Source organism: Tardiphaga sp. vice304 (assembly GCF_007018905.1).
In the GTDB taxonomy this organism is placed as follows: domain Bacteria; phylum Pseudomonadota; class Alphaproteobacteria; order Rhizobiales; family Xanthobacteraceae; genus Tardiphaga.
In genome coordinates, this window is the sequence record NZ_CP041402.1 from 2,675,613 (window position 1) to 2,701,213 (window position 25,601).

21 protein-coding genes and 1 pseudogene are annotated in these 25,601 nt (G+C 65.4%); 11 read left to right on the forward strand and 11 right to left on the reverse strand.

Translation table 11 applies throughout. The features are described 5' to 3' along the window. Nucleotides 1–94: 94 nt before the first annotated feature. From FNL56_RS12640 to FNL56_RS12660, 5 genes and pseudogenes are all read right to left on the reverse strand, one after another. Entirely contained in the window at nt 95–2,401 is a 2,307-nt protein-coding gene (locus tag FNL56_RS12640) for a xanthine dehydrogenase family protein molybdopterin-binding subunit (protein ID WP_143573071.1), read from the reverse strand. Continuing rightward, nucleotides 2,398–2,877, reverse strand: a complete 480-nt coding sequence (locus tag FNL56_RS12645) for a (2Fe-2S)-binding protein (RefSeq protein WP_143573072.1) — start codon at nt 2,875–2,877, stop codon at nt 2,398–2,400. The genes FNL56_RS12640 and FNL56_RS12645 overlap by 4 nt, the downstream gene beginning before the upstream one ends. Beyond that, nucleotides 2,874–5,210: a xanthine dehydrogenase family protein molybdopterin-binding subunit gene (locus tag FNL56_RS12650; RefSeq protein ID WP_143573073.1), complete on the reverse strand. Its 2,337-nt coding sequence runs from the start codon at nt 5,208–5,210 to the stop codon at nt 2,874–2,876. The genes FNL56_RS12645 and FNL56_RS12650 overlap by 4 nt, the downstream gene beginning before the upstream one ends. After that, nucleotides 5,207–6,064 carry an FAD binding domain-containing protein gene (locus tag FNL56_RS12655; RefSeq protein WP_168202920.1) on the reverse strand — a complete coding sequence of 286 codons (858 nt, stop codon included), beginning with the start codon at nt 6,062–6,064 and terminating at the stop codon, nt 5,207–5,209. Before FNL56_RS12655 ends, FNL56_RS12650 begins: the two co-directional genes overlap by 4 nt. 175 nt (nt 6,065–6,239) lie before the next feature. Further along, nucleotides 6,240–7,433: pseudogene (locus FNL56_RS12660) on the reverse strand (NAD(P)/FAD-dependent oxidoreductase). Between the two features lie 126 nt (nt 7,434–7,559). Here FNL56_RS12660 and FNL56_RS12665 point away from each other — a divergent pair. The 6 genes from FNL56_RS12665 (at nt 7,560) to dusA (ending at nt 14,312) form a co-directional block, all read left to right on the forward strand. Further along, nucleotides 7,560–7,751: an RES family NAD+ phosphorylase gene (locus tag FNL56_RS12665; RefSeq protein ID WP_168204660.1), complete on the forward strand. Its 192-nt coding sequence runs from the start codon at nt 7,560–7,562 to the stop codon at nt 7,749–7,751. A gap of 69 nt (nt 7,752–7,820) precedes the next feature. Next, the gene (locus FNL56_RS12670) at nt 7,821–8,198 is read left to right on the forward strand and encodes a hypothetical protein (protein WP_143573076.1); all 378 of its coding nucleotides are present in this window, start codon (nt 7,821–7,823) and stop codon (nt 8,196–8,198) included. Nucleotides 8,199–8,285: 87 nt separating this feature from the next. Beyond that, on the forward strand, nt 8,286–8,693 hold the full coding sequence (locus FNL56_RS12675; protein WP_143573077.1) for a FixH family protein: 408 nt from the start codon (nt 8,286–8,288) through the stop codon (nt 8,691–8,693). Beyond that, the gene (locus FNL56_RS12680) at nt 8,690–10,081 is read left to right on the forward strand and encodes an efflux RND transporter periplasmic adaptor subunit (protein ID WP_143582026.1); all 1,392 of its coding nucleotides are present in this window, start codon (nt 8,690–8,692) and stop codon (nt 10,079–10,081) included. The genes FNL56_RS12675 and FNL56_RS12680 overlap by 4 nt, the downstream gene beginning before the upstream one ends. Beyond that, complete coding sequence (locus FNL56_RS12685) at nt 10,078–13,203, forward strand: efflux RND transporter permease subunit (RefSeq protein ID WP_143573079.1); 3,126 nt, start codon at nt 10,078–10,080, stop codon at nt 13,201–13,203. The genes FNL56_RS12680 and FNL56_RS12685 overlap by 4 nt, the downstream gene beginning before the upstream one ends. A 116-nt stretch (nt 13,204–13,319) precedes the next feature. Further along, complete coding sequence (gene dusA / locus FNL56_RS12690) at nt 13,320–14,312, forward strand: tRNA dihydrouridine(20/20a) synthase DusA (RefSeq protein WP_256365930.1); 993 nt, start codon at nt 13,320–13,322, stop codon at nt 14,310–14,312. On the opposite strand, the gene FNL56_RS12695 is transcribed toward dusA, so the two are convergent. The 4 genes from FNL56_RS12695 to FNL56_RS12710 form a co-directional block, all read right to left on the reverse strand. Further along, nucleotides 14,309–14,821, reverse strand: a complete 513-nt coding sequence (locus FNL56_RS12695) for a TIGR02281 family clan AA aspartic protease (protein ID WP_143573081.1) — start codon at nt 14,819–14,821, stop codon at nt 14,309–14,311. The genes dusA and FNL56_RS12695 overlap by 4 nt on opposite strands. Before the next feature lie 10 nt (nt 14,822–14,831). Further along, nucleotides 14,832–15,047, reverse strand: coding sequence for a DUF1289 domain-containing protein (locus tag FNL56_RS12700; protein ID WP_143577862.1), 216 nt, complete (start codon nt 15,045–15,047; stop codon nt 14,832–14,834). A 43-nt stretch (nt 15,048–15,090) separates the two neighbouring features. Then, nucleotides 15,091–16,692, reverse strand: coding sequence for a sensor histidine kinase (locus FNL56_RS12705; RefSeq protein ID WP_143573083.1), 1,602 nt, complete (start codon nt 16,690–16,692; stop codon nt 15,091–15,093). Nucleotides 16,693–16,860: 168 nt separating this feature from the next. Then, nucleotides 16,861–17,730: an NAD(P)-dependent oxidoreductase gene (locus FNL56_RS12710; RefSeq protein WP_143573084.1), complete on the reverse strand. Its 870-nt coding sequence runs from the start codon at nt 17,728–17,730 to the stop codon at nt 16,861–16,863. A gap of 249 nt (nt 17,731–17,979) precedes the next feature. Here FNL56_RS12710 and FNL56_RS12715 point away from each other — a divergent pair, with 249 nt between their 5' ends. The 4 genes from FNL56_RS12715 to FNL56_RS12730 all read left to right on the forward strand — a co-directional run bounded on the left by FNL56_RS12715 (nt 17,980) and on the right by FNL56_RS12730 (nt 22,528). Next, on the forward strand, nt 17,980–19,116 hold the full coding sequence (locus FNL56_RS12715) for an Mrp/NBP35 family ATP-binding protein (RefSeq protein WP_143573085.1): 1,137 nt from the start codon (nt 17,980–17,982) through the stop codon (nt 19,114–19,116). Nucleotides 19,117–19,324: 208 nt separating this feature from the next. After that, nucleotides 19,325–20,413: a TRAP transporter substrate-binding protein gene (locus FNL56_RS12720; protein WP_143573086.1), complete on the forward strand. Its 1,089-nt coding sequence runs from the start codon at nt 19,325–19,327 to the stop codon at nt 20,411–20,413. A gap of 165 nt (nt 20,414–20,578) precedes the next feature. Further along, the gene (locus FNL56_RS12725) at nt 20,579–21,667 is read left to right on the forward strand and encodes a TRAP transporter substrate-binding protein (protein WP_143573087.1); all 1,089 of its coding nucleotides are present in this window, start codon (nt 20,579–20,581) and stop codon (nt 21,665–21,667) included. 120 nt (nt 21,668–21,787) lie between these two features. After that, nucleotides 21,788–22,528 carry a 2-keto-4-pentenoate hydratase gene (locus FNL56_RS12730; RefSeq protein ID WP_143573088.1) on the forward strand — a complete coding sequence of 247 codons (741 nt, stop codon included), beginning with the start codon at nt 21,788–21,790 and terminating at the stop codon, nt 22,526–22,528. A gap of 13 nt (nt 22,529–22,541) precedes the next feature. Here FNL56_RS12730 and FNL56_RS12735 read toward each other — a convergent pair whose 3' ends face one another. After that, complete coding sequence (locus FNL56_RS12735) at nt 22,542–23,726, reverse strand: PepSY-associated TM helix domain-containing protein (protein WP_143573089.1); 1,185 nt, start codon at nt 23,724–23,726, stop codon at nt 22,542–22,544. A 13-nt stretch (nt 23,727–23,739) separates the two neighbouring features. Then, on the reverse strand, nt 23,740–23,946 hold the full coding sequence (locus FNL56_RS28015; protein ID WP_143573090.1) for a hypothetical protein: 207 nt from the start codon (nt 23,944–23,946) through the stop codon (nt 23,740–23,742). 365 nt (nt 23,947–24,311) lie between these two features. Here FNL56_RS28015 and FNL56_RS12740 point away from each other — a divergent pair, with 365 nt between their 5' ends. Then, the gene (locus FNL56_RS12740; RefSeq protein ID WP_246660947.1) at nt 24,312–25,529 is read left to right on the forward strand and encodes an ABC1 kinase family protein; all 1,218 of its coding nucleotides are present in this window, start codon (nt 24,312–24,314) and stop codon (nt 25,527–25,529) included. Nucleotides 25,530–25,601 lie beyond the last annotated feature (72 nt).

Genomic DNA, 25,601 nt, shown 5'->3' on the forward strand with positions numbered 1-25,601 from the left:
CGGATTTTTATCGGCGCTTCATCCGCCGTGCCACCGGCGCGGATCGGCTGGCCTGCCGCGAGATCCTCCGCCACCCGGCTGCGGCGCGCAGAAACTAAGGTCGCAACAACGCCCTGATTGTCTGCGGCGACACCGGGAGCTGCGAGATCGCGCCGGGCATTTGAAGCGCGTCGTCGATCGCGGCGGCCAATGCCGCGCCCACCGCGTTGGTGCCGCCTTCGCCGGCGCCTTTGACGCCCATCGGATTGAGCGGGCTCGGCGCGTCCTCGGAGACGATCACATCGACGTCAGGAACTTCGCGCGCCGTCGGCATCAGGTAGTCCGCAAAGGTCACGGCGAGCGGCTCGCCGCGGTCGTCATAGGTGAACTCCTCATAAAGCGCGCCGCCGATGCCCTGCGCCACGCCGCCGACGATCTGGCCCTCGACCAGCATCGGGTTAATGGCGCGACCGACATCGTAAGCGACGAGATAGCGCTCGATATCGATGCCGCCGGTGTCGCGCGCGAGGCTGACCACGGCGACATGCACGCCGTAGGGATAGGTCATGTGCGCGGACTCGAAGGTAGCCTCGGCCGACAGGCCGGGCGCCTCGTCGCCGAGCAGTTTCGAGCCCGGTGCGAGTGCTGCGGCGATCTGGCCGAGCCCGACCGACGGGCCGATTGCGTTGCCGGTCTGCACGATCTGGCCGTCGACGATGTCGAGCTCGCCTGATGGCAACTGCATCAGTTCGGCGGCGGTGGTCAGCACCTTGTCGCGCAGCTTGATCGCCGCGAGCCGCGTCGCTTCACCGGTCATCACGGTGACGCGCGAGGCAAAGGCGCCGAGGCCGCGCCCGATGCGGTTGGTCTGGCCGTGGATCACGTTGATCTGGTCATAGCCGACGCCGAGCGTGTCGGCGCAGATCTGCGCGATCACGGTCTCGACGCCCTGGCCGACGGACGCCGCACCGGTCACGACCTCGACATGCCCCGTCGTATCGATCGTGATGCGGACGTCGTCGAACGGGCCGAGCCCGCTCTTCTCGACAAACATCGCCACGCCAGCGCCGACCAACTCGCCAGCTTCACGGCGCTGCTTGATGTCAGCCTGCAAGGCGTCCCAGCTGACGCCGTTCAACGCCTTGTCGAGCAGCCCGGCATAGTCGCCGGAATCCAGCACGATGTGGGTGCCGAGCGTTTCCAGCGCGCGCGTCACCGGCATCTCGCTCTTGTCGATCAAATTGCGCCGGCGCACCTCGACAGTGTCGATGCCGATCTCGGCCGCGATCGCGTCGAGCAATCGCTCGCGCACAAACGTGCTTTCATAGCGGCCGGGGGCGCGGTAGGTGCCGCCGGGCGTCTTGTTGGTGAGGCGGATATGGCCGGCGGCGCGATAGGCGGGCACGCGGTAGGGACCCGGCAGCATCGCCGCGGCGAGATCCGGCACGGTGGCGGCATGGGTGCGCATGTAGCCGCCCTGGTCGTGATAGAACTCGTCGTCGATCGCCAGGATGTGGCCTTCGCTATCGATGGCGGCGCGGATGTGGTGGGTCTGCTGCCGCGAATGATTGGCGGCAATCAGGTGCTCGCGGCGGTCCTCGATCCATTTGACGGGACGGCCGAGCCGCAGCGCGGCGAGGCAGACCAGCACGTCTTCCGGATACAGCTCGCCGCGGATGCCGAAGCCGCCGCCGACATGGCCCTCGAACAGGTTCATGGAGAGCTGTGGCCGGCCAAACATTGTCGCGAGCTGGTCGCGATTCCAGTGCGGCACTTTCGCCGCGCCGTACATTTCCAGCACGTCTTTCACCGCATTATAGCGCCCGATCGCGCCGCGCGTTTCCAGGGGAACGCCGGAGTGCCGGCCGATCGACAGCGACAGGCTGACGGTGGCATGCGCTTTCGCAAACGCCGCGTCGACGTCGCCATAGCCCTTGCGGATCACCGCGGGCTCGGTCGGCAGACCATCGCGGAATTCGCCGGTCGGGCCATCGGCCTCGAGAATGACGGGCAATTCCTCGATCTCGACGACGACGTGTTCGGCGGCGTCTTCGGCGAGATAGGCATTCTCGGCGAACACCACGGCAACGGGATCGCCGACATAGCGCACGCGGTCTTTGGCCAGAATGGTCTGGCGGTAGGCGGCGAGCGCTTCGAGTTTTGTCAGGCGGAAATCGATCGGCGGCACGTCGGCGACCTCCGCGAAGGACCACGCCGCCACGACGCCGGGGATCGCCAGTGCCGGCGCCAGATCGACCGACAGGATGTTGCCGTGGGCATAGGTCGAGCGCACCACGCGCATGTAGAGCTGGTTCGGGAAGTTGACGTCGGCGGCGAACAGGCCCTGGCCGCGCAGCAGCGGGCCGTCTTCCTTGCGGGTAACCGACTGGCCGATCAGCTTCGGTTTGGCCGGGGCGTTCACGGCTGCCGCATCTCGATGGCGGCAGCGCGCACCGCCTTGATGATGTTCTGATAGCCGGTGCAGCGGCACAGGTTCGACGACAGTACGTCGACCAGATCGTCGTCGGAAATGTCCGGCTCCTTCTCCAGCACGCCGACCGCGAGCATCAGGAAGCCCGGCGTGCAGAAGCCGCATTGCAGGCCATGGTGCTCCATGAAGGCCTTCTGCATCGGATGCATCTCGTCGCCGCGGGCAAGCCCTTCGATGGTGCGGATCTCTTTGCCCGCGGCCTGCTGCGCGAACATCAGGCAGGAGCGCACCGGCTCGCCATCCACCAATACGGTGCAGGCCCCGCAGATGCCGTGCTCGCAGCCGATATGGGTCCCGGTCTGGCCGCACTCCTCGCGGATCGCATCCGCCAGCGTGCGGCGCGATTCCACGGAGATGGCGTGGTCGCGGCCGTTGATGGTGAGCGTGATACTGGTCTTGTCGGTCATGTCGATTTTCCGCTGCTGCGCAGGGCCGCGCGTATCCGTTGCGGCGTGGCCGGCATCTCGTCGATCGAGACGCCGAAGGAAGAGAGCGCGTCATTGATCGCCGAGATCACCGCTGCCGGCGCGCCGATCGCACCGCCTTCGCCGAGGCCCTTGGCCCTGGTGATGGTGTTGCCGGTCAGCGTCTCGATATGATGCAGCTCGATTTCGGGAATTTCATGCGACGTCGGCGGCAGGAAGTCCGCGAGCGTACTGCTCATGATGTTGCCGGTCTCGTCATAGATGATCTCTTCGAGAATGGCGTTGCCGATGCCCTGCGCGACGCCGCCATGCACTTGGCCGTCGGCGATCATCGGATTGATGATGAGGCCGGCGTCCTCGGCGACTAGAAATTTCTGCACCTCGACCCGCCCGGTTTCGATATCGACCTCGACGATGGCGACATGGCAGGCGTTGGAGAAGGTGCCGGAGGGATCGTAGGTGCCGGTCTCGGTCATGCCCGGCTCGATCGTACCGTTGAAGACCTGCAGCGAGTGATAGGCGGCGCGCGACAGCGCGGCGATGGTGATCGTGCGATCGGTGCCGATGACATGCGCGGCGCCGGAGTGCAGCGTGATGTCCTCGGGCGATGCCTCGAGCAGGTGGCTCGCCATCTTGATAAGCTTGGCGCGGATTTTTTGCGCGGCGATCAGGCTGGCGCCGCCGGTCAGCACCATCGAGCGGCTGGCAAAGGTGCCCCAGCCATAGGGCGAGCGATCGGTGTCGCCATGCACGACCTTGATGATAGCAGGATCGACGCCGAGCTCGTCGGCGATGATCTGCGCCAGCGAGGTGCGTAGGCCCTGACCGTGCGGCGACGAGCCGATCCGCGCCTCGATGAAGCCGGAGGGATCGATGGTGAGATGCACCGTCTCGAAACCCGGCGAGATCGCCATGCCGCGCGCGGCGAAAGCCGGTGTGCCGTAGCCGGTGCGCTCGGAGAAGGTCGCAAAGCCGATGCCGAGATAGCGGCCGGCATCGCGCGCCTTTTTCTGGCGTTCGCGGAATGCAGTGAGGTCGATGGCGGCAATCGCCATCTCCATCGTCGCTCTGTAGGAGCCGTCGTCAAACACGAGGCCGGTGGCGGAGGTGTAAGGGAATTCATCGATCAGGTTGCGGCGACGAAGCTCGGTCGGCTCGATGCAGAATTTCGCCGCGGCCTTGTCCATCAGCCGTTCCAGCGCAAAGGTGATCACCGGCCGCGACACGCCGCGATACGGCGCCATCGGGCAGGTGTGGGTCAGCACGCCGCGCGACCGGCAGTCATAGGCCTGCACGTTATAGGGGCCGGGCAGTTCGGCCAACGCCATCAGCGGCTCGACGCCCGACGTGGTCGGGAAGCAGGAATAGGCGCCGATATTGGCGACGATGTCGCCGCGCAGCGCCAGCAGTTTGCCGGTCGCGTCGAACGCGCCTTCGATATCGATATGCTGGTCGCGGCTGTGATAGCTCGCGATCAGGTTTTCGCGGCGGTCCTCGGTCCACGCCACCGAGCTGCGCAGTTTTCGCGAAAGCCATACCAGCAACACGAATTCCGGACCGAGCGACATCTTCTGGCCGAAGCCGCCGCCGACATCCGGTGCGATCACGCGCAAATCGGATTCCGGCATGCCGAGAATATCGGAAATCGCGGTGCGCACCATATGCGGCATTTGCGTCGTGCAGGTCAGCGTGACCCTTCCTGTCGCGGCATCATAGGCGGCGTGGCCGGCGCGGGCTTCCATCGGCGTGGCGTTCTGCCGGCGCGAGCGGCCATCGACGCGGACGATGGTATGCGCGCTGTTCCAGACCTCGGTAAAACCCGGCGTGGTGATGCGGCCCTCGACGATGACATTGCCGGCAGCTTCGGCATGCACCAGCGGCGCGCCGTCGGCGAGCGCGTCCATGCCATCGACCAGCGCCGGCGTCTCGGATATCTCGACCTCGATCTGGTCCGCAATGTCTTCGGCAAGGTCCTTGGCCGACGCATAGACCGCGACGATCGGCTCGCCGGTGAAGCGCACCACGCCATCGGCAAGGATCGGCTGGCCGACCGGGACATAAGCGAACTTGCTCAGCATCGGCCGGATCGGCTTCAGCGCAACGAGGTCGGCCGCCGTGATGACGGTGGCGCCGTCCGGCGCGGCGATGTTCTCAATGGTCCCGGCCGCGACAGGGCTGCGCACGAAGCGGACCCAGTGCACCGCCGGGAGGTCCGCGGTGAACCGGCCCTGTCCGGTGACGAGGGCAGGGTCTTCAACCCGCCGCAGCGAACGTCCGACCCAGCTGGTGCCGGAGCCCTTCTGGTGCACCGTCATCCCGCAGCGTGCTCCAGCGCGCGGCGCGTCACCGCGCGCACAAGGTCGCAACGATATTCGGCCGTGGTCTGGATGTCTTCCAGCGGATCGACCGCCTGGGCCGCGGCTTCGCCGGCGGCGACGAACAGTTCGACCGAGGGCGGCTGGCCATTGAGTACGGCTTCGGCCTCAGCGATACGCCGCGGGCGGTCCTCGGCGCCGCCGATGCCGACATGGGCGTCCGCGATCACGCCATCGACCAGCCGATACGTCACGAGCGCCGCGGCCATCGCGAAATCGCCCGCGCGGCGGCTGAATTCGTAGAAGCCGAATTGCGTATCGTCCGGCAGCAGCGGAAGCCGCACCTCTGCGAGGAATTCGTCTTCGGCCAGCGAGGTAGACATGATGCCTTCGAGGAAATCCTCGATTGCAACGATGCGCTCGCCCCGCACGCTCTTGACCACCAGTCTCGCGCCGAGCGTTGCCGACACCAGGCACCATTCCGACGACGGGTCGGCATGCGCGAGGCTGCCGCAGAAGGTGCCGCGCGTGCGGATCGGATAATGCGCGATGTGGCCGCAGACGAACGACAGCAGCTTGCCCAGCACGCCGTCAACGACCGGCTTGGCGAACGCACCATGGCGGGCGCGAGCGCCGATCGAGAAGTAGTCGCCGTCAATCGCGACGCGGTCGAGCCCCTCGACCTCGTTGATGTCGATCAGATGCACCGGCCGCGCCATGCGAAACGCCATGATCGGCACCAGGCTCTGACCGCCGGCGAGGATGCGGCCGTCCTGCGGCGCAAACTCCGCCAGCGCGGCGACGACCTCGTCGACGGTGCGCGGAACGTGGCGGGTGAACGGTGCCGGCTTCATCGGAAACCCCATGCAGGTGGGCTGAAAATCGCTTGTATGCTAACAATCGGTCGCTGGATGTCAATGTAACGCGCTGGCGCAAATCGGGGCTTTTGCTGCCTCCATTGGCGGCGGTTTTGGCAAGCGGTGCAAGCCGGATTTTGATCTTACGCCCGGATGCAGGCGCAACCGGGCTTCACGTCCCGTCGCGGTCTAGCGCGAAGTCGTCGAGCAGTGCGGCGTGTTCACCGGCGATGGCGCCGCAGATCAGTTGCGCTGCCATGTAACTGAAGGTGATGCCGTTGCCGCCATAGCCATAGGCCGCGTAGATGCTCCGATGCTGCGGCACCGGCCCGATCAGCGGCAGGCCGTCGCTGGTGGTGTCGAAGGTGCCGGCCCAGCTGAATTCGATGTCCAGCTCGGCGCGCGGCCACAGGGCCGCGAGCTTCTTGACCAGCGCTTGCGTCTTGGCGGGGATCAGCGCGTCGCGCGTATTGGGATCGATGATCTCGTCGCTGTCCTCGCCGCCGATGATGATGCGGCCGGTCGCGGTCGAGCGGGCGTAGAGATAGTCCTTGCTGTCTTCCCAGATCAGCGCGCCGTCACGCCAGATGTTACCGGGCTGCGGCCTGGTGGCGACCGCCCAGCTCGACGACGGCGTCTGCACTTTCGTGTGCACGATGTCCGGCATCACATAGCCGGTGGCGAGCACGACGTGGCGCGCCTCGATGGTGCCGCCGTCCTTCAGCTGCACGCCGATTGTATGCGCTGAGGAATCATAGGCGACCGCCTCGCCCTCGAACAGCCGGGCGCCGCGGCCGACCGCGACCTTCAGCAGTCCACTCGCCAGTTGCAACGGATCGGCGTCCGCAGAACCCGGCGACAGCAGCGCGCCGGCGCGGGCGATGTCGTATTCCGACAGCAGTCGGGGATGGTCGAGAAAGGCGCCGGGCAGGCCGGCGCGTTGCCGCAGCGCGTGCTCCTCGATCAGGTCTTTGGCGCTCTCGCCGGCAGCCAGATACAGCTAATCCTTGTCGCGCATCTCGCAGGGCAGCGCGAGGCGCTGCACCAGCGCCTTCAGCCCATGTACAGACTCGTAGCTGGCGCGATAGGCGCGCATAGCGCGCTCAAAGCCGTACAGGTTGGTCAATTCGACCAGCGATCGATCGATCTCCCACAGCAGCATCGCCGTGCTGGCCGCGGTGCTGCCGCGGCCCGGCAGTTCGCGGTCGATGAGGACGATATCGAGCCCCTGTCGCGTCAGTTCTTCGGCCACCAGCGATCCGGTGATGCCGCAGCCGACGATCAGCACGTCGCAAATTGTGTCCTGCGTGAACGGACGACGCACGAACGAAGTCGCGCTGAACCACGGCGAACAGCCGCCGCGCAAATCCGCTTGCTCGGTCGTGTCGGTATCAAGGTCGGAAATGGCATCACCAAAATATAAGTGAAAACGATGACTATCAGGCTCTGACGGACCCCCAGCCCTGCGCAACCGGGCCGTTCGCACGTCAATTTGCGGATTGGCGATCGGTTCTTTGCACCGCCTGCCTTTGGCAACGGCATCGTCTATCCGACGGTTCGCCAAGCCGGCGGCACCTGCCTCGTCGCCTTCCGGCCCGACCTCGTCCAGAACCTGCGGCAGGGCGCCGTCTGGCGCCTTCGATGGCAGGGCATGGCCACGCCGACGGCGACGCGTCAGGCCTGACGGAGGAGGTGGCGAACTTTTCAAGCACAAGGTGCTTTCCCCGTGCCCGCGTTGGTGGGATAATGGGGGATGGCGCTGCGTCGGCTCATCAACCTGGCTTTGGCTCTTTGCGTGACCTTCGGTCTCGCGATGGGGCCCGTGGTGACGCCTGCGGCGGCCATGCAGGCGTCGATGGCGATGGACGACATGTCGACGATGTCTTCGGACACCATGTCTTCGGGCACCATGTCCGCGGACATGCCGTGCTGCCCGTCCGAGCCGAAGAGCAAGAATTGCCCGGATTGCCAATTGATGGCGATCTGCGTGATGAAGACCGTGCAGGCCGGCCCCTCGCCGGCGCCCGCGATGGTGGTTCGGCACGCGGTGCGGACGTCGCATCTGTTCATGGACGACATGCTAGCGGACGGCGTCGCGCGTCCCCCTCCCGACCATCCCCCTCGCGTCTGATCTGACCGGTTAACGCCATCGGCTCCGCGCTTTCCGCGTGGAGACGCGTGCCGCTTTGCGGCGGATCAGATCATTCGAGGACTTCACATGAAAGCGTTTCACTTCGCGCGGGCGATGCCGCTCGCGCTCGCTATCGCCATGGCCGGCATCGCAACGACGGCGCGCGCCGACATCAAGGACTACAAGTTCGAGCTTGTCGACCAGACCGTGAAGGCCGGTACGACCGACAGGGTCTTCACCGTCAGGCTGGTCAACACGAAGACCGGCAAGCCGGTGCCGGACGCCGTCGTCTTCGCGACACGTCTGGATATGTCGACGGACGGCATGCCGGAAATGGCCACCAAGATCGCGCCGGTGCCGGGGGCGGAGCCGGGGACCTACAAGTTCAAGGCGACGTTCGGCATGGCCGGCCGCTGGCAATTGTCGCTGGGCGCGAAGATCCAGGGCGAGACCGGTTCGGTCGACAGCAAGCTCGTCATCACGGCGCAGAAATGACCCGCGCCTTGCTCGCCTGCACCGCCGCCGCGTTGATCGCGGTGGCGTGTGGCGGCTACGCGTGGCGTCCTTTTGCGCGCGTCGCCGCCATCGTCACCCCCGCCGCCGCGCAGCAGGCCGGCGCGGTTTTGTATTACGAAGATCCCGACGGCAAGCCGGACTACTCGCCGGTGCCGAAGACCACCGCGGACGGGCGCGACTACCGTCCCGTCTTCGCCGCCAGCGAACCCGAACCGAGCCCGACCAGACCGCCAGCGTCGCATGCTGCCCCCCCCGGCGACCGCAAGATCAAATACTACCGCAATCCGATGGGGCTTGCGGACACCTCGCCGGTGCCGAAGAAGGATTCGATGGGGATGGACTACATCCCGGTGCTCGACGGCGAGGATTCCGACGACGGTGTGGTGCGGCTGTCGCTGGGCAAGATCCAGCGGGCGGGCGTCAAGTCCGAGCCGGCGGCGCGGCGGGTGATCCAGACCGTGATCCGCGCGCCCGGCACCATCCAGCTCGACGAACGGCGCGTTTCGGTGATTTCGATGCGCTCGGAGAGCTGGGTGCAGAAGGTCGCCGATGTCACCACCGGCACCAGGGTCCGCAAGGGCCAGCCGCTGATGGACATCTACAGCCCCGCGGTCGCGTCCGCGGCGGCCGAATATGTCGCGACGCTGAGATTGAAGACGCCGGCCGGCGAAGCGGGCTACGGCCGGGGATCCCGCCTGCGCCTGATCAATCTCGACGTACCGGAGCCGGTGATCGTCGATATCGAGAAGAGCGGCGCGGTCCCGCTCGCCATCGCCTGGACCGCGCCGCGCGACGGCATTGTGCTGGAGCGCAACGCGATCGAGGGGATGCGAGCGCAACCCGGCGACGTGTTGTTCCGCATCGCCGATGTTTCGGCGGTGTGGGCGCTGGTCGATGTCGCCGAGCGCGATCTCGGCGCCATCGCCGTCGGACAACACGTTAATGTGCGCGCGCGCAGTTTCACCGGGCGCGAATTCGCAGGTGTGATCAGCGTGATCTATCCGCAGGTCAACCGCGACACCCGTACTGCACGTATCCGCATCGAACTGGCGAATGCCGATCTGGCATTGCTGCCGGATATGTATATCGACGCGGTGATCGGCTCCGGTAGCCCCGATCCGGTGGTCGCCATTCCGGAGAGTGCGGTGCTCGACAGCGGCAGCCGACAGGCGGTGTTCGTCGACAAGGGGGAAGGCCGCTTCGAGCCGCGCGCTGTCACACTGGGTCGCCGCAGCGACGGCTATGTCGAGATCCGCGAGGGGATCGACGATGGCGAGCCGGTGGTGGTGTCGGCGAACTTTCTGATCGATGCGGAGAGCAACCTGAAGGCCGCGCTGAAGGGCTTTTCCGAAGGAAGCGCGCAATGATCGCCCGTATCATCAGTTGGTCGGCGCGCAACCTGTTGCTGGTGCTGTTCGGCACCGGCTTCGCGGCCGCCGCCGGAATCTACGCGCTGGCCCATCTGCCGCTCGACGCCATTCCGGATCTCTCCGACACCCAGGTGATCGTCTACACCGAATATCCCGGGCAGGCGCCGCAGGTGATCGAGGACCAGGTCACCTATCCCCTGACTACGGCGATGCTGACGGTGCCGAAGTCGAAGGTTGTGCGTGGCTTCTCGTTCTTCGGCGTGTCGTTCGTCTATGTCATCTTCGAGGACGGCACCGACATTTACTGGGCGCGCTCGCGCGTGCTGGAATTCCTCAACGGCGCGGCGGCGCGGCTGCCGGCCGGCGTTGTGCCGACCATGGGGCCGGACGCCACCGGCGTCGGCTGGGTCTACCAATACGCGATCATGTCGAAGGAGCTGAACCTCGCCGACGCCCGCACGCTGCAGGACTGGAATCTGAAATTCGCGCTCGCCAAGGCGGAAGGCGTCGCCGAGGTCGCCTCGGTCGGCGGCTTCGTCAAACAGTACAATGTCGTGCTCGATCCCCAGCGGATGCGCGATCTCGGCATCACCATGCCGAAGATGCGCGACGCGATCCGCGCCAGCAATGCCGATGTCGGCGGTCGCACCGTCGAACTGTCCGAATTCGAATATGTCATCCGCGGCAAGGGCTATCTCAAATCGATCAACGATCTCGGCAATGTCGTGCTGAAAACCAACAACGGCACGCCGGTGCTGCTCCGCGACGTCGCGCGCGTCGAGCTCGGCCCGGATGAGCGGCGCGGCATCACCGAACTGAACGGCGAGGGCGAGGTCGCCGGCGGCATCGTGCTGCAGCGCTTCGGCGTCAACGCGCTCGACGTCATCGACAACGTCAAGAAGCGATTTGCGGAGATCGCCAGCGGCCTGCCTAAATCCGTCGAGATCGTCGCGGTCTACGATCGCTCGAACCTGATCAACGCGGCGATTGCCACGCTGAAGTACACGCTGCTGGAAGAGAGCGTCGTCGTCGCACTGGTCTGCATCGTGTTCCTGCTGCATGTCCGCAGCGCGCTGGTGGCGATCCTGATGCTGCCGGTCGGCGTGCTTTTGGCCTTCGCCGCGATGAAGCTGCTCGGCATCGGCTCCAACATCATGAGCCTCGGCGGCATCGCGATCGCGATCGGCGCGATGATCGACGCCGCCATCGTGATGATCGAGAATGCCCACAAGCATCTGGAACGCGCACCGCCGGGAAAACCGCGCGTCGAAATCCTGATCGAGGCGGCGTCCGAGGTGGGGCCGGCGCTGTTCTTCAGCCTGCTGATCATCACCGTGTCGTTCATGCCGATCTTCACGCTGGAATCGCAGGAGGGCCGGCTGTTCAGCCCGCTGGCCTTCACCAAGACCTTTGCGATGGCGGCGGCGGCGATCCTGTCGGTGACCTTGGTGCCGGCGTTGATGGTGCTGTTCGTCCGCGGCAGGATCATTCCGGAGCACAAGAACCCGATCAACCGATTCCTGATCTGGGTCTATCGGCCCGTCATCAAGGCCGTGATGCGCGCGAAGCTCGTCGTCGTGGCTCTCGCGATCGCGATACTGGCGGGCAGCATCTGGCCGGCCAGCCGACTCGGCACTGAATTCATGCCGAACCTCAACGAGGGCACCCTGTTGTACATGCCGACGACGCTGCCGGGAATCTCGGTCACCAAGGCCGGCGAGTTGCTGCAGATGCAGGACCGTATCATCCGGTCTTTCCCGGAAGTGTCGTCGGTCTACGGCAAGGCGGGACGCGCCGCGACCGCGACCGATCCGGCGCCGTCGGAGATGTTCGAGACCATCATCAACCTCAAGCCGAAGCAGGAATGGCGGCCGGGCGTGAACATCGACGGCCTGGTCGCCCAGATGGACAAGGCGCTGCAATTTCCCGGCGTGTCCAACGCCTGGACGATGCCGATCAAGGCGCGCACCGACATGCTGTCGACGGGCATCCGCACGCCGGTCGGCGTCAAGGTGATGGGGGCGGACCTGGTCGAACTCGACAGACTCGCCCGGCAGATCGAGCAGGTGCTGAAGGTGGTGCCCGGCACGTCGTCGGCCTATGCCGAACGCAGCCTCGGCGGCTATTACCTCGACATCACGCCGGATCGCGACGGGCTGGCGCGCTATGGCCTGATGATCCAGGACGTGCAGGATGTGATCGCGACGGCGTTGGGCGGGCAGATCGTGACCACCACGGTGGAAGGCCGCCAGCGCTTCGGCGTCAACATGCGCTATCCCCGCGATCTCCGCGACAGCCCGCAGGCGATCGCCAGCGATGTGCTGGTGCCGCTGCCGAATGGCGGTGCCGTGCCGCTCGGCGAGGTCGCGAAGATCGCGCCGACGCGCGGACCGACCGCGATCCGCACCGAGAACGGACAGCTCGCGACCTACATCTATGTCGATATCCGCGACCGTGACCTCGGCGGCTACGTCGCGGACGCGCAGCGCGCCGTGCAGGCCAGCATCAACTTTCCGGCCGGCTACTACGTGACGTGGAGCGGCCAGTACGAATATCTCGAACGCGCCACCGCGCGGCTGAAGATCGTCGTGCCGGTGACGCTGCTGCTGATCTTTCTGCTGTTGTACCTGAACTTCCGGTCGATCGCGGAGACGCTGATCGTGATGCTGTCGCTGCCGTTCGCGCTGGTCGGCGGGCTCTGGCTGATGTGGGCGCTCGGCTTCAACCTGTCGGTGGCGGTCGCGGTCGGCTTCATCGCGCTGGCCGGCGTCGCCGCCGAGACCGGCGTGGTCATGCTGATGTATCTGAACCATGCTTTGGCGGCGATCCAGGCGCAGCGCGCCAGCGAAGGCCGTCCGCTGACGCGCGGCGATCTCTATGAGGCAGTGATGGAAGGCGCCGTCGAGCGGGTTCGTCCGAAGATGATGACGGTGGTGGCGATCATGGCGGGCCTGCTGCCGATCCTGTGGAGCACCGGCACCGGCTCGGAGATCATGCAGCGCATCGCGGTGCCGATGATCGGCGGCATGATCTCCTCGACGCTGCTGACGCTGATGGTGATCCCGGCGATCTTTGCGCTGGTGAAAGGCGCGGGGCTCAAGGTTGCGGATGAGGCGTAGCGGGACGTTGCGCCGGGCAGGGCAGGAGCCTTGCGGTGACGGGGCGCGCGGCGTCCCGAATTCCGCTACAATGGGCTGGCAAATCGGTCGCAAGATCGCAGTTATGGTGTAAGTCATTGATCGCTAATTCAAAATTTTCCGTCGCCCCCATGATGGACTGGACCGACCGCCACTGCCGCGTGTTTCACCGGCTGATGACGCGGCAGGCGCTGCTCTATACGGAGATGCTGACCACCGGCGCGATCATTCATGGCGACCGGCAGCGGCTGCTGGGTTATGACGCGAGCGAGCATCCGGTGGCGCTGCAGCTCGGCGGTTCCGATCCGGCGCATCTCGCGGAAGCCGCGAAGATCGGAGAAGACTTTGGCTATGACGAGATCAACATCAATGTCGGCTGCCCCTCGGATCGCGTGAAGGACGGCCGGTTCGGCGCCTGCCTGATGGCCGAGCCGGAGCTGGTGGCGCAGGGCGTCGCGGCGATGAAGGCGGCGGTGCGCGTGCCGGTCACGGTGAAATGCCGGATCGGCATCGATGACCAGGATCCCGAAGTGGCGCTCGACACGCTGGCGCGCGCGGTGGTCGCGGCCGGCGCCGACGGCCTCGTCGTGCATGCGCGAAAGGCCTGGCTGAACGGGTTGTCGCCGAAGGAGAACCGCAACATCCCGCCGCTGGATTACGACCGCGTCTATCGGCTGAAGGCGTCATTGCCGGACATGCCGGTGGTGATCAATGGCGGCATCGTTGGCGTTACGGAAGCCAAGGCGCATCTCGATCGCGTCGATGGCGTGATGCTGGGACGCGCCGCCTATCAGGAGCCGTGGCGGCTCTTGGCGGTCGATCCCGAACTGTTCGGCGAGGCAGCACCCTTTGCGTCGATGAAAGACGTGTTCGAGGCGATGATGCCGTATATCGCCGACCAGCTCGCGCAGGGCACCCGGCTGCATTCGATGACCAAGCATTTTGTCGGCGCATTCCACGGCGTGCGCGGCGCGCGCGCGTTTCGGCGCTATCTGTCGGAGAATGCCACGAAGCACGGCGCCGGCATCGAGGTGCTGCGCGAGGCGATCGCACTGGTCGAGGTCGACGCGCTGGAAGAGGTCGCGGCTTAAGGATATCCCCGCAGCATCAGCTTTTCCGGCCGGACTTCCCAGCTCTCCAGCCGGTCGAGGAAGCTCATGCCGAGCAGGTTGGTCTTCATCTGGCCGCGCGGCACCACCAGCGCCGGGACCGAGCGTTCGACCAGCTTGCCGACGGCCAGGCGGTCCAGCGTCAGGCGGGCAGCGCGGGTGTGGCCGGCGGCGGTTTCGACCTCGACATTGTAGACCAGCAGTTCCAAGGGCAGGCCGAGCGCCCGGGCCGTCTCCCAGGTCAGCACCACCGACGTCGCGCCGGTGTCGATTACCATCGGCGCGGTGACGCCGTTGATCGTGGCCTGCAGGCCGAACTCGCCGGTGTTGCCGCGCGGCACTTCGACGGCGCGGGGCGGCGGCGGCATCTGCTTGCGCAGCAGGTCGGAGACCAGCGCGCCGGCTTTTGAGATCTGCACCGGATCGCCATAGGCCCAGGCCGCGCCGGCGGTGGCCGCGACCAGCACGATCAGCAGCATCACCCGGCTCAAAGCGCACCGTTCAGGACGTGGCGGATTTCTTCGGGGCGTAGGTCGAGGACGGCGCTAGCCCGGCCTCCGCCATGCGCGCGTCGAGCTGCGCCATGACGGCCTGCCGCTCGGCGCTTGGCATCTTGAACCAGCTGCCGATCTCCGGGAGCGTGCGTCCGCACCCCAGACAGAGTCTGGTCTTGGGATCGATGATGCAGACGGCGATGCACGGCGTTTCCTGGCTCATAGTTCGACAGTGAAGCGGTTTGCAGCGGTTTCGCAAGCCTTGTCTAAAGTCCGGTGCCGGCGCTCATGATCGGCTTGTTACGGGGACGGTGCCGTTCGTCAGCGGCATTGGCGGTGTAATCGGGCTGCAGCGGCGGGCCATCGTCGGTCAACGGCGCCAGCGCCGACATCACGCGCTCCGGCGGGAAGGTGATGATCACCTCGGTGCCGACCCGCAGCTTGGATTTCAGCGTGAACGTGCCGCCGTGCATGTCGATCAGGCTTTTCGCGATCGGCAGGCCGAGGCCGGCGCCCTGTTCGGCGGATTTGATCGAATTCGAGCCCTGGCCGAACGAGGCCAGCACGATCGGGATCTCGTCCTCGGCGATGCCCGAGCCGGTGTCCTTGCAGGAGAGATATTGCCCACCCGAGGCGGTCCAGCCGACCTTCAGCCAGATCTCGCCGCCCTGCGGCGTGAATTTGATCGCATTTGACAGCAGGTTCAGCACGATCTGGCGCGCCGCGCGCTCGTCGCCCCAGATCCGCGGCATGCCCAGTTCGAAAACTTCGTGGATGGTGATGCCGCGGCTGGAGGCGCGCAGCTTCAACAAATGATGGCAATCGGCGACGACATGGACCAGCGAGACGGCTTCCTCATTGAGCTCGTAGCGGCCGGCCTCGATGCGGCTGAGATCGAGGATCTCGTTGATCAGATTGAGCAGATGTACGCCGGAATTATGGATGTCGGCGGAATAGTCCTTGTAGACCGGCACCGCATGGCCGCCGAAGATCTCGCTCTTCATCACTTCGGAGAAACCGAGAATGGCGTTCAGCGGGGTGCGCAGCTCGTGGCTCATCTGCGCGAGAAAGCGCGACTTGGCGACATTGGCGGCCTCGGCGCGGTGGCGGGCTTCATCGGAGATCGCCTTGGCCTGTTCGAGTTCGCCGATCAGCGCGTCCTTTTCGGCGCGCGCTTCCAGCGTCGCCAGCGTGGTCGAGTGCAACCGGTGCGCCAGCAGCGCGAAATAGCCTTCGGCGGCGATCGCCAATGCCGCCAGCACGTAATTGTCGAGCGAGCCGCGCATCGCGAAATTGAAGGCGACGCCGAGCGTCACCGGGGCGGTGGCGGCGAAGGCGGCGATCGGCAGGCTGGCGGCCAGCATGCTGGACACCGCGACCACCAGCAGCATCAGGAACATCATCAGCGAGTTGGAGACGAGATCGACGCCGGTCGGGTGCACCAGCACCACCGTCCAGCACATGCCGTAGAGCAGGTCGAACAGGATGAACTTCATCCGCCAGCGCCGCGCGCCCTGCGCCGAGGGCGGCTCGGCTAGGTAACGCTTGCAGGCGTGGATGATCATGGCGTGGATGCAGAACATCCCGCAGGCCCACATCGCGGCATCGAGCGGCTGTGCCCAGAAGCCGAACAGGAAGCCGGTTCCGATCACCAGCAGCGTCACGACGAGGGAGGCCGACAGCCGGGTCTGGGCGTATTGGCGCAGCAATTCGCGGTCGAACGCGGGCCTTGTTCCGGACGTAGACGTTAACCGGTCGCGCGCCTCTCGCACGCGCCTTTGCGCCACGCGGCGGTCGCGCACCGGCGCCTCGACCGGGCTTTCGGCCGGAAGATCGACCACTTCAGGCCTGTTGGCGGGCTTACTCATCACAACAACACAAATCCTGCACCCGGACGCGCGGGTTTTCACGGTCTCTATCAGTGCCGCACAATCATTAAGAGGTGCCTTAACAAACGCCGGATTTCAGTTAATTTTTGATGACGAATGGAAGTCAGGCGGGGCGGCAGGCCCCGCCTGAAACGTCGAGCGCCGGGCCTAGCGCTGCAGCCGCGCCAGCAGGCTCGACGTATCCCAGCGCTTGCCGCCCATCGTCTCGACTTCCGAGTAGAAGTTGTCGACCACGGCCGTGACCGGCAGGCTGGCGCCGTTGCGGCGGGCCTCCGCCAAGCAGATCGAAAGGTCCTTTCGCATCCACTCGACCGCGAAGCCGAAATCGAACTTGCCGTCGTTCATGGTCTTGTAGCGGTTCTCCATCTGCCAGGATTGCGCGGCACCCTTCGAGATCACCTCGACCACGGCATTGACGTCGAGCCCGGCCTTCTTGGCGAAATGAATGCCCTCGGACAGAGCCTCGACGAGGCCCGCGATGCAGATCTGGTTGACCATCTTGGTGAGCTGGCCGGAGCCGGCGGGGCCGAGCAGCTTCTGCATCTTGGCGTAGGATTCGATGACCGGGGCGGCCTTGGCATAGGCGGCGTCGGTTCCGCCGCACATCACGGTCAGCGCGCCGTTCTCCGCACCGGCCTGGCCGCCGGACACCGGGGCGTCGATGAAGTGGAACCCGGCCTTGGTCGCGGCGGCGTCGAGTTCGCGGGCGACCTCGGCGGAGGCGGTGGTGTGATCGACGAAGATCGCGCCCTTGGCCATGCCGGCAAAGGCGCCGTCCGGCCCGATGGTCACGGCGCGCAAATCATCGTCATTGCCGACGCAGGCCATGACGAAATCCTGGCCTTCGGCGGCGGCCTTAGGGGTTGGTGCGGTATTGCCGCCGAATTTGTCCGCCCACGCCTTGGCCTTGGCCGAATTGCGGTTGTAGACGGTGACGTCGTGCTTGCCCTTGGCCACCAGGTGACCCGCCATCGGGAAACCCATGACGCCGAGACCGATGAAAGCAATTTTGGCCATGTCCGTGCCCTTTGATATGTCGGCTTGAGCGCCGAACGTGCTGTGGGGAGAGGGGAGGGCGCCTTCGCTACCGAAGGCTGCGGGGAGTTCGAGCGGCAGCATAGAGGCTGAAGTCGGTGCCGCAAGTCCCGACCGCATGACGTGGTGCGATGCAGCATAATGGCCGTCCGGCCGCGCGAGAATGAGCATGCACTCGGCACCGAATAGCTCTATGTCTCCGGTGTGAAATCGACGGCCGGGAGAGTTCCAGTGAGCGTGACAAAACAGCAGGTTCTAGACGGTCTGGCCAAGGTGATGTCGCCGCGCGGCGTGGCGCTGCCGCAGGCCAATGTGCTGTCGGAGATTGCCGTGACGGACGGCAAGGTCATGTTCTCGATCAATGTCGATGCCGCCGAAGCTCGCGCCTGGGAGAGCGTGCGGGCCCAGGCCGAGGCCGCCGTGCGCGCGGTTCCTGGCGTCACCGGCGCGATGGTCGCGCTGACCGCCGAGCGCAAGCCCGGCGCCGCCGCGCCGGCGCCGCACAGCCACGCCCCCAAGCCCGGCGTGCAGCCGGTGTCGGCGCATCGTCCGCCGGCCAATCCGAACGGTTCGCCGATGGCTCAGCAGGCCGTGATCCCCGGCATCGCCTCGATCATCGCGGTGGCGTCCGGCAAGGGCGGTGTCGGCAAGTCGACCACCTCGCTCAACCTCGCGCTTGGGCTGCGTGATCTCGGGCTTCGCGTCGGTCTGCTGGATGCCGACATCTACGGCCCCTCGGTGCCGCGGCTCACCGGCATTCGCGACAAGCCGGTTCTCAACGATGATCGCAAGATGATCCCGATCGCGAAATTCGGTCTGTCGATCATGTCGATTGGCTTCCTGGTCGAGGAAGAGACCGCGATGATCTGGCGCGGCCCGATGGTGATGTCGGCGATCACCCAGATGCTGCGCGATGTCGCCTGGGGCACGCTCGACGTGCTGGTCGTCGACATGCCGCCCGGCACCGGCGACGCGCAGCTCACGCTGGCGCAGAACGTGCCGCTGAAAGGCGCGGTGATCGTTTCGACGCCGCAGGACCTGGCGCTGATCGATGCCCGCCGGGGACTTGCGATGTTTACCAAGGTCAACGTGCCGGTGCTCGGGATCATCGAGAACATGAGCTATTTCCAGTGCCCGGAATGCGGCACGCGTTCCGACATCTTCGGCCACGGCGGCGCGCGGCACGAGGCCGAGCGGCTCGGCGTGCCGTTCCTCGGCGAGGTGCCGCTGCACATGTCGATCCGCGCGATGTCGGACGCCGGCACTCCGGTCGTGAACAGCGAGCCGGACGGTCCGCATGCTGCGATCTACCGCTCCATCGCGGCCCAGGTGCGCGACCAGTTGCAGGGTGTCACCGCCGCCGCCTGATCCGGTACTCCACAAGCCCTTGTCGTGTATGCCGCATAGAACTTTCGTTTAATTGGGGCTGCGAGGGTGCATGCCGCGTTTTCCGCGGCCGACGATCCATGCTACAGACCCCTCCTACCAGAGCGTCTTCGGCTGAATCGCACGATGATTGAGCCGCTGAACATGCTCCCGGGGATTTAGGGAAGAACGTCTGCAACAGGAGAGTTGAATGAAGCGCCGTGAATTTTTGAAAGTATCGACGGCCGGAGCAGCGGTAGCTGCGGTGGCGTCGCCTGCGATTGCGCAGTCGATGCCCGAGGTCAAATGGCGCCTGACGTCGAGCTTCCCGAAGTCGCTCGATACGATCTATGGCGGCGCCGAGCAGATGGCGAAGCAGGTCGCCGAAATGACCGACAACAAATTCCAGATCCAGGTGTTCGCGGCGGGTGAAATCGTCCCCGGCCTGCAGGCGCTGGATGCGGTCTCCAACGGCACCGTCGAGATGTGCCACACCGTGTCCTACTACTACGTCGGCAAGGATCCGACCTTCGCGATCTTCGCCTCGGTGCCGTTCGGCCTCAACGCCCGCCAGCAGAATTCCTGGTTGTACCAGGGCGGCGGCATCGAGCTTGCCAATGAGTTCTACAAGAAGTTCGGCGTCATCGGCATGCCGTGCGGCAACACCGGCACGCAGATGGGCGGCTGGTTCCGCAAGGAGATCAAGACCGTCGCCGACCTGTCCGGCCTGAAGATGCGGATCGGCGGCATCGCCGGCCAGGTGCTGCAGAAAGTCGGCGTGGTGCCGCAGCAGCTCGCCGGCGGCGACATCTACCCGTCGCTGGAGAAGGGCACGATCGACGCTGCCGAATGGGTCGGCCCCTATGACGACGAGAAGCTCGGCTTCCAGAAGGTCGCGAAGTATTATTATTATCCCGGCTTCTGGGAAGGCGGCCCGACGGTGCATGCCTTCACCAATCTGGAAAAGTTCAACTCGCTGCCGAAGAACTACCAGGCGATTCTCACCAATGCCTGCAACAACGCCAATAGCTGGATGGCGGCACGCTACGACCTGCAGAACCCCGGCGCGCTGAAGCGCCTGGTCGCCGGCGGCACGCAACTGCGCCCCTTCACCAACGAGGTGCTGGATGCCTGCCTGAAGGCGACCAACGAATTGTGGGGCGAGATCTCCGCGAAGAACGCCGACTTCAAGAAGTCGATCGACGCCATGCAGGCCTACCGCTCCGATCAATATCTGTGGTGGCAGGTCGCCGAATACACCTATGACAGCTTCATGATCCGCTCGCGCACCCGCGGCTAGCGGCGACGTAACCAGACACCGAAACAGGCCCGGCCTCGCGAGAGGCCGGGTTTTTTGCGTTGCGTCGTTCGAATCGTCGTGGATTCCCGATGGAACCTGGATCATGCTGTCGCAACGCCCTCGACAAGAAGGGCGACCGGCACATTCACATCCAGGGAGAATATCATGAAGCGTCGTGAGTTCATCAGGGCTGCGGGTCTCGGGGCCGCAGGCGCCGTCATCGCCGCACCGGCCATTGCGCAATCGTCGCCGGAGCTCAAGTGGCGGTTGACGTCGAGCTTTCCGAAATCCCTGGACACCATCTACGGCGCAGCCGAGGTGTTTTCGAAAGCCGTCGCCGAAGCCACCGACAACAAGTTTCAGATCCAGGTGTTCGCCGCCGGCGAGATCGTGCCCGGGCTTCAGGCGCTGGATGCCGTCTCCAACGGCACCGTCGAGATGTGCCACACGGCGACCTATTATTACGTCGGCAAGGATCCGACCTTTGCTTTCGGCACCGCCGTGCCGTTCGGCCTGAACAGCCGGATGCAGACCTCTTGGTTGCAGGTCGGCGGCGCCGCCGAGCTCTTCAACGAGTTTCTCAAGCCCCACAACGTCATCGGCTTCGTCGCCGGCAACACCGGATGCCAGATGGGCGGCTGGTTTCGCAAGGAGATCAAGGAGGTCGCGGATCTCAGCGGCCTGAAGATGCGGATCGGCGGATTTGCCGGACGCGTGCTGACCAAGCTTGGCGTTGTACCGCAACAGGTCGCCGCCGGTGACATCTACCCTTCGCTCGAGAAAGGCACCATCGATGCCGCGGAATGGGTCGGCCCCTATGACGACGAGAAGCTCGGCTTCCAGAAGGTCGCCAAGCACTATTATTACCCGGGCTTCTGGGAGGGCGGGCCGTCACTGCACAATCTCGTCAACCTCGCAAAATGGGAGCAGCTTCCGCCCGCCTACAAGTCGATCATCCGGACGGCATCGTCGCTCGCCAACGAGACCATGCAGGCGCGCTATGACGCCTATAATCCGCCGGCGCTGAAGCGGCTGGTGGCCGGCGGAACGCAGTTGCGCGCGTTTCCGGCGGTCGTCATGGATGCGTCGCTGAAGGCGGCCAACGAGGTCTATGCGGAAACCGCCGCGAGCAATCCCGGCTTCAAGAAGCTGTACGACAGCATGGTGGCGTTTCGCGGCGATCAGTACACTTGGTGGCAGGTCGCGGAATACAGCTTCGACAGCTTCATGATCCGCTCGCGCACACGCGCCTGAGCAAGGCTGTGCGAGATTGGAGCCCGGCCTTCGAAAGAAGGCCGGGCTTTTCGTTGCTGTTGTGTATCGTCGCGGGCCAGCTCCGAATCCGCTAAGGCATCGTCAAAGGGAGCCCACGCCATGACCGAATCCGAAATCGAAACCGCAGCGCAGCTGCTCGCCGAGGCACGTCGGAGCGGGGTTCTGATCGATGCGCTGCCGGTGGTGCCGTCGTCGGTGGCCGAGGCGCATGCGATCCAGGATCGGGTTGCTGCGCTTATCGGCCAGCAAGTGGGCGGCTTCAAGATAGGCGGCGCGCCGGGCGAACCGACGCGCGGGCTGATCTTTGCGCCGATGATCCGCCCGAGCCCGGCGCAGATGTCCGAGGCCGAGGTGCCGCATCTCGGCGTCGAGGGCGAGATCGCCTTCCGTTTTACCCGAGATCTGCCAGCCGCCGACCGGCCGTACACGCGCGGACAGGTGGCGCAGTCCGTTGCGGTATCGCCGGCCATCGAGATCGTGTCGGGCCGTTATCGCGACCCGCGCGGCCGGCCGGGTCTGGAGCAGCTTGCCGACTGCACCATCAATGGCGGGCTGGTGTTCGGCGAGGAGATCGCCGACTGGTCGCATCTCGATCTGCCGAACCTGCGCATCACCATGCTGGTGAACGGCGAGCAGGTTTTCCAAAAGCGGGGTGGCCATCCAACCGGAGATCCGCTCGCCGCTGCGGTCACGCTCGCCAACATGTTGCCGGATGGCGTCAAGGCCGGCCAGATCGTCACCACCGGCAGCTGGACCGGCATGGACTTCCTCAAGCCCGACGATCACTGCCTGGTGCGGTTCGACGGGCTGGGCGAAGCCGAAGTGGTGTTCGACGGCTAGGCTGGCCGCCCGATCATTCGCCCGGCACGAGGCGCCCGATGGCGGGCCGCTTCTGCGGGCGGAGCTTTCGCCGCGACAGATACAGCAGAAACCCGGTGACCATGAACAACGGCATCAGCGCGGCGGCGAGCATGAACAGTAGCTTGCCGGGCCATCCAAGGATGCTGCCGCGGTGGATATCCAGCACGCGCGCCAGCACCCGCTCGCCCAGCGTCTTGTCGGCATAAATTTCCGCCGACACCAACCGGCCCGATGCCGCATCGATGCGAAGTTCGTCGCGGCCTTCGTCGCCGGCATTGCGGACCCAGGACCGGATCCGCACGATCGTGCCGGCGCCGTTTGGAAGCTGCAACTGCGCGCGCTCGTAACGGTGGCCCTGTTCGCGCAGAAATACCGACCAGGCCCGGTCGAGCGATGGCGGCGCCGCGTCGCCGGGGCGGTCGCGCATCGCGCCTTTCGGCTTCATTCTGGTTTCGGCAACCAATGGGCGAGCCAACAGCCATGTCGCGGCGTCGCGGTACCCGTCGAAGGAATACCACAGGCCGGTCAGCGCCATCACCAGATAGATCGGCAACAGCCATGTCGCGACGACGGAATGCAGCGACCAGTGAAAGCTGCGGCCCTGCAAAGCGAGGTTCGGCTTTAGCCATGTTCTGATGCTGCGCGCCCGGCGCGGCCATCGCAACACGAGGCCGGAGATCAACAACACCGCAAGGCCGATGGCGGCGATGCCGGTGATCTGTCTGCCATAGCCCTTGCCGTCGCCGGGGATGAGCAGCCAGCGGTGCAACTGGCGCACCGTGGCAAAGAACTGCTCGCCGCGCGGTGCCCCGAGCACGCGGCCGTCATAGGGATCGACATAGATCGATGCGGGACGGGCGCCATCGTCGTCGCGCGCAAAGCGGATGCGCGTCGCCGCCGAAGCATCGATCGACATGGTCAGGCCGGAAACCTTGCCGAGTTCCGGCGTGGACTGTAGCCGCGCGACCAGTTGCTCCGGCGTCAGCCGTGGCGCCTGACGCGGCTCGACCTGCATGATCCCCGCGTTCAGGGCGTTCCCGATCTCGTCTTCGAAGCTCATGATCGCGCCGGTCAATCCGATCAACGACAGCACCAGTCCGACGGCAAGGCCGATCAGCGAATGCACCTGCAGCAGCGCGGCCTTGACGGGTCGTTTATGCGTTGAAGGGATGAACATTCGAAGTCGTGCCTTAGAACTTCACGGTCGCCGCCACACGCGCGGCCCGTCGCGCCTGACCTGGGGCATCGACCGTGACGGCGGGCAGCACGGTGTCGGACTGGGCGTAAGCGGCAGTCGAGAAATCACAAAGCCACAGCGCGGCCCCGATCATCCAGGTCGCGCGAAAAGGTCGTCTGCCGCGGCGCGTGGCGGATCGGCAAAATTCGGCTGTTGTCACGTCGGCTTATTTCCAGTGGGCGAAACAGGCTGCGACGTCTAACAGCCGGTCGAAGCCGGGGTAACCGCCGGGCGGCTTGAATCCCTCTAAGCCGGAACGAACGGAGCATCGGCGTGGTCGCTGCATGCCGACGATGCGCCCTGAAGTGGTGTTCGAGTGTCAGGTCAGGGCCGGATGCCTGTGCGTTGCTGATTTTCGCAAGACACCCGGCATTTGGTGCGATAGTCGGGGCGGGGACGGCCCATGCGAGAGGTAGGCACGGTTTGCCAGACAAGTTTCCACCGCGAGGCCTGCCGGTTCCCACGGGGCGCGTCTCCAGACTGGCGCGTCTGGTCACGCTGGCCTCGGATGTCGCCGGCGGAATCGTGCTCGACGGCGCCAGGCAGTTCGTCGCCGGCAAACGTCCCAGCCTGGGCGACCTGCTGCTGACACCTGCCAATGCCTTCAAGGTGATGCACCGGCTCGCGCATCTGCGCGGCGCGGCGATGAAGGTGGGGCAACTGCTGTCGATGGACGCCGGCGAGATCTTGCCCCGCGAACTGGCCGATATTCTCGGGCGTTTGCGATCGGAAGCGCAGCCGATGCCGCGCAGCCAGTTGCGCGCGACGCTCGAGCGCCAGTGGGGCCGGGATTGGGAGCGGCGTTTCGCTTCGTTTTCCTTCGATCCGATCGCGGCGGCCTCGATCGGCCAGGTGCACCGCGCGCGGACCACGGACGGCCGCGAGCTTGCGATCAAGATCCAGTATCCCGGCGTCCGCGGCAGCATTGACAGCGATGTCGACAATGTTTCGTCGTTGCTTCGGATATCCGGCCTTCTGCCGGTAGGGCTGGATCTATCTCCGTTGCTCAGACAGGCCAAGCAGCAGTTGCACGAAGAGGCCGACTATGAGCGCGAGAGCAGAAACCTCGCGCGGTTCGCGGCTCTGCTGGCCGACAGCCCGGACTACGTGTTGCCCGAGGTCTATCCCGACCTGACCCGCATGACCGTGCTTGTCATGTCGTATGTCGAGGGTGCGAGCCTGGACGATCTGGAAGCCGCGCCGCAGGCGCTGCGCGACCGCATCGTCACGCTGTTGATCGCTCTGGTGCTCCGCGAACTGTTCGAATTCAGGCTGATGCAGACCGACCCCAACTTTGCGAACTACCGATACGACATCGCCACGCAGCGCCTCGTCCTGCTCGACTTCGGGGCGGTCCGGGAATTTTCTCCCGCGCTCGTGCAAGACTACCGCAGCCTGCTGCGTGCCGGTGTCGCGGGCGATCGGGCTTCGGCAAGCCGGTCGGCGCTCGCGCTCGGATTATTGTCCGGATCGATCCCGCGCGCCCGCCAGGACGCCGTGATGGCGCTGTTCGACATGGCGATGCAGCCGTTGCGATATGATGGCCTGTTCGATTTCGGCACCACCGATCTTGCTGCGCGCTTGCGCGACGGCGGCATGGAAATGGCCGTCAATCGCGACAACTGGCACGCTCCACCCGTGGATACTTTGTACTTGCAGCGCAAGATAGGCGGCATGTTTCTGCTCGCCAGCCGGCTCCGGGCGCGTGTCAATATCAGGGCGATGCTGGAAAAATATCTCTGATCGACGGTTGGAACCTCATGGCGGCGTTCGACCAACGGCGCTCTTTCTTCCTTCTCCCCTTGTGGGAGACGG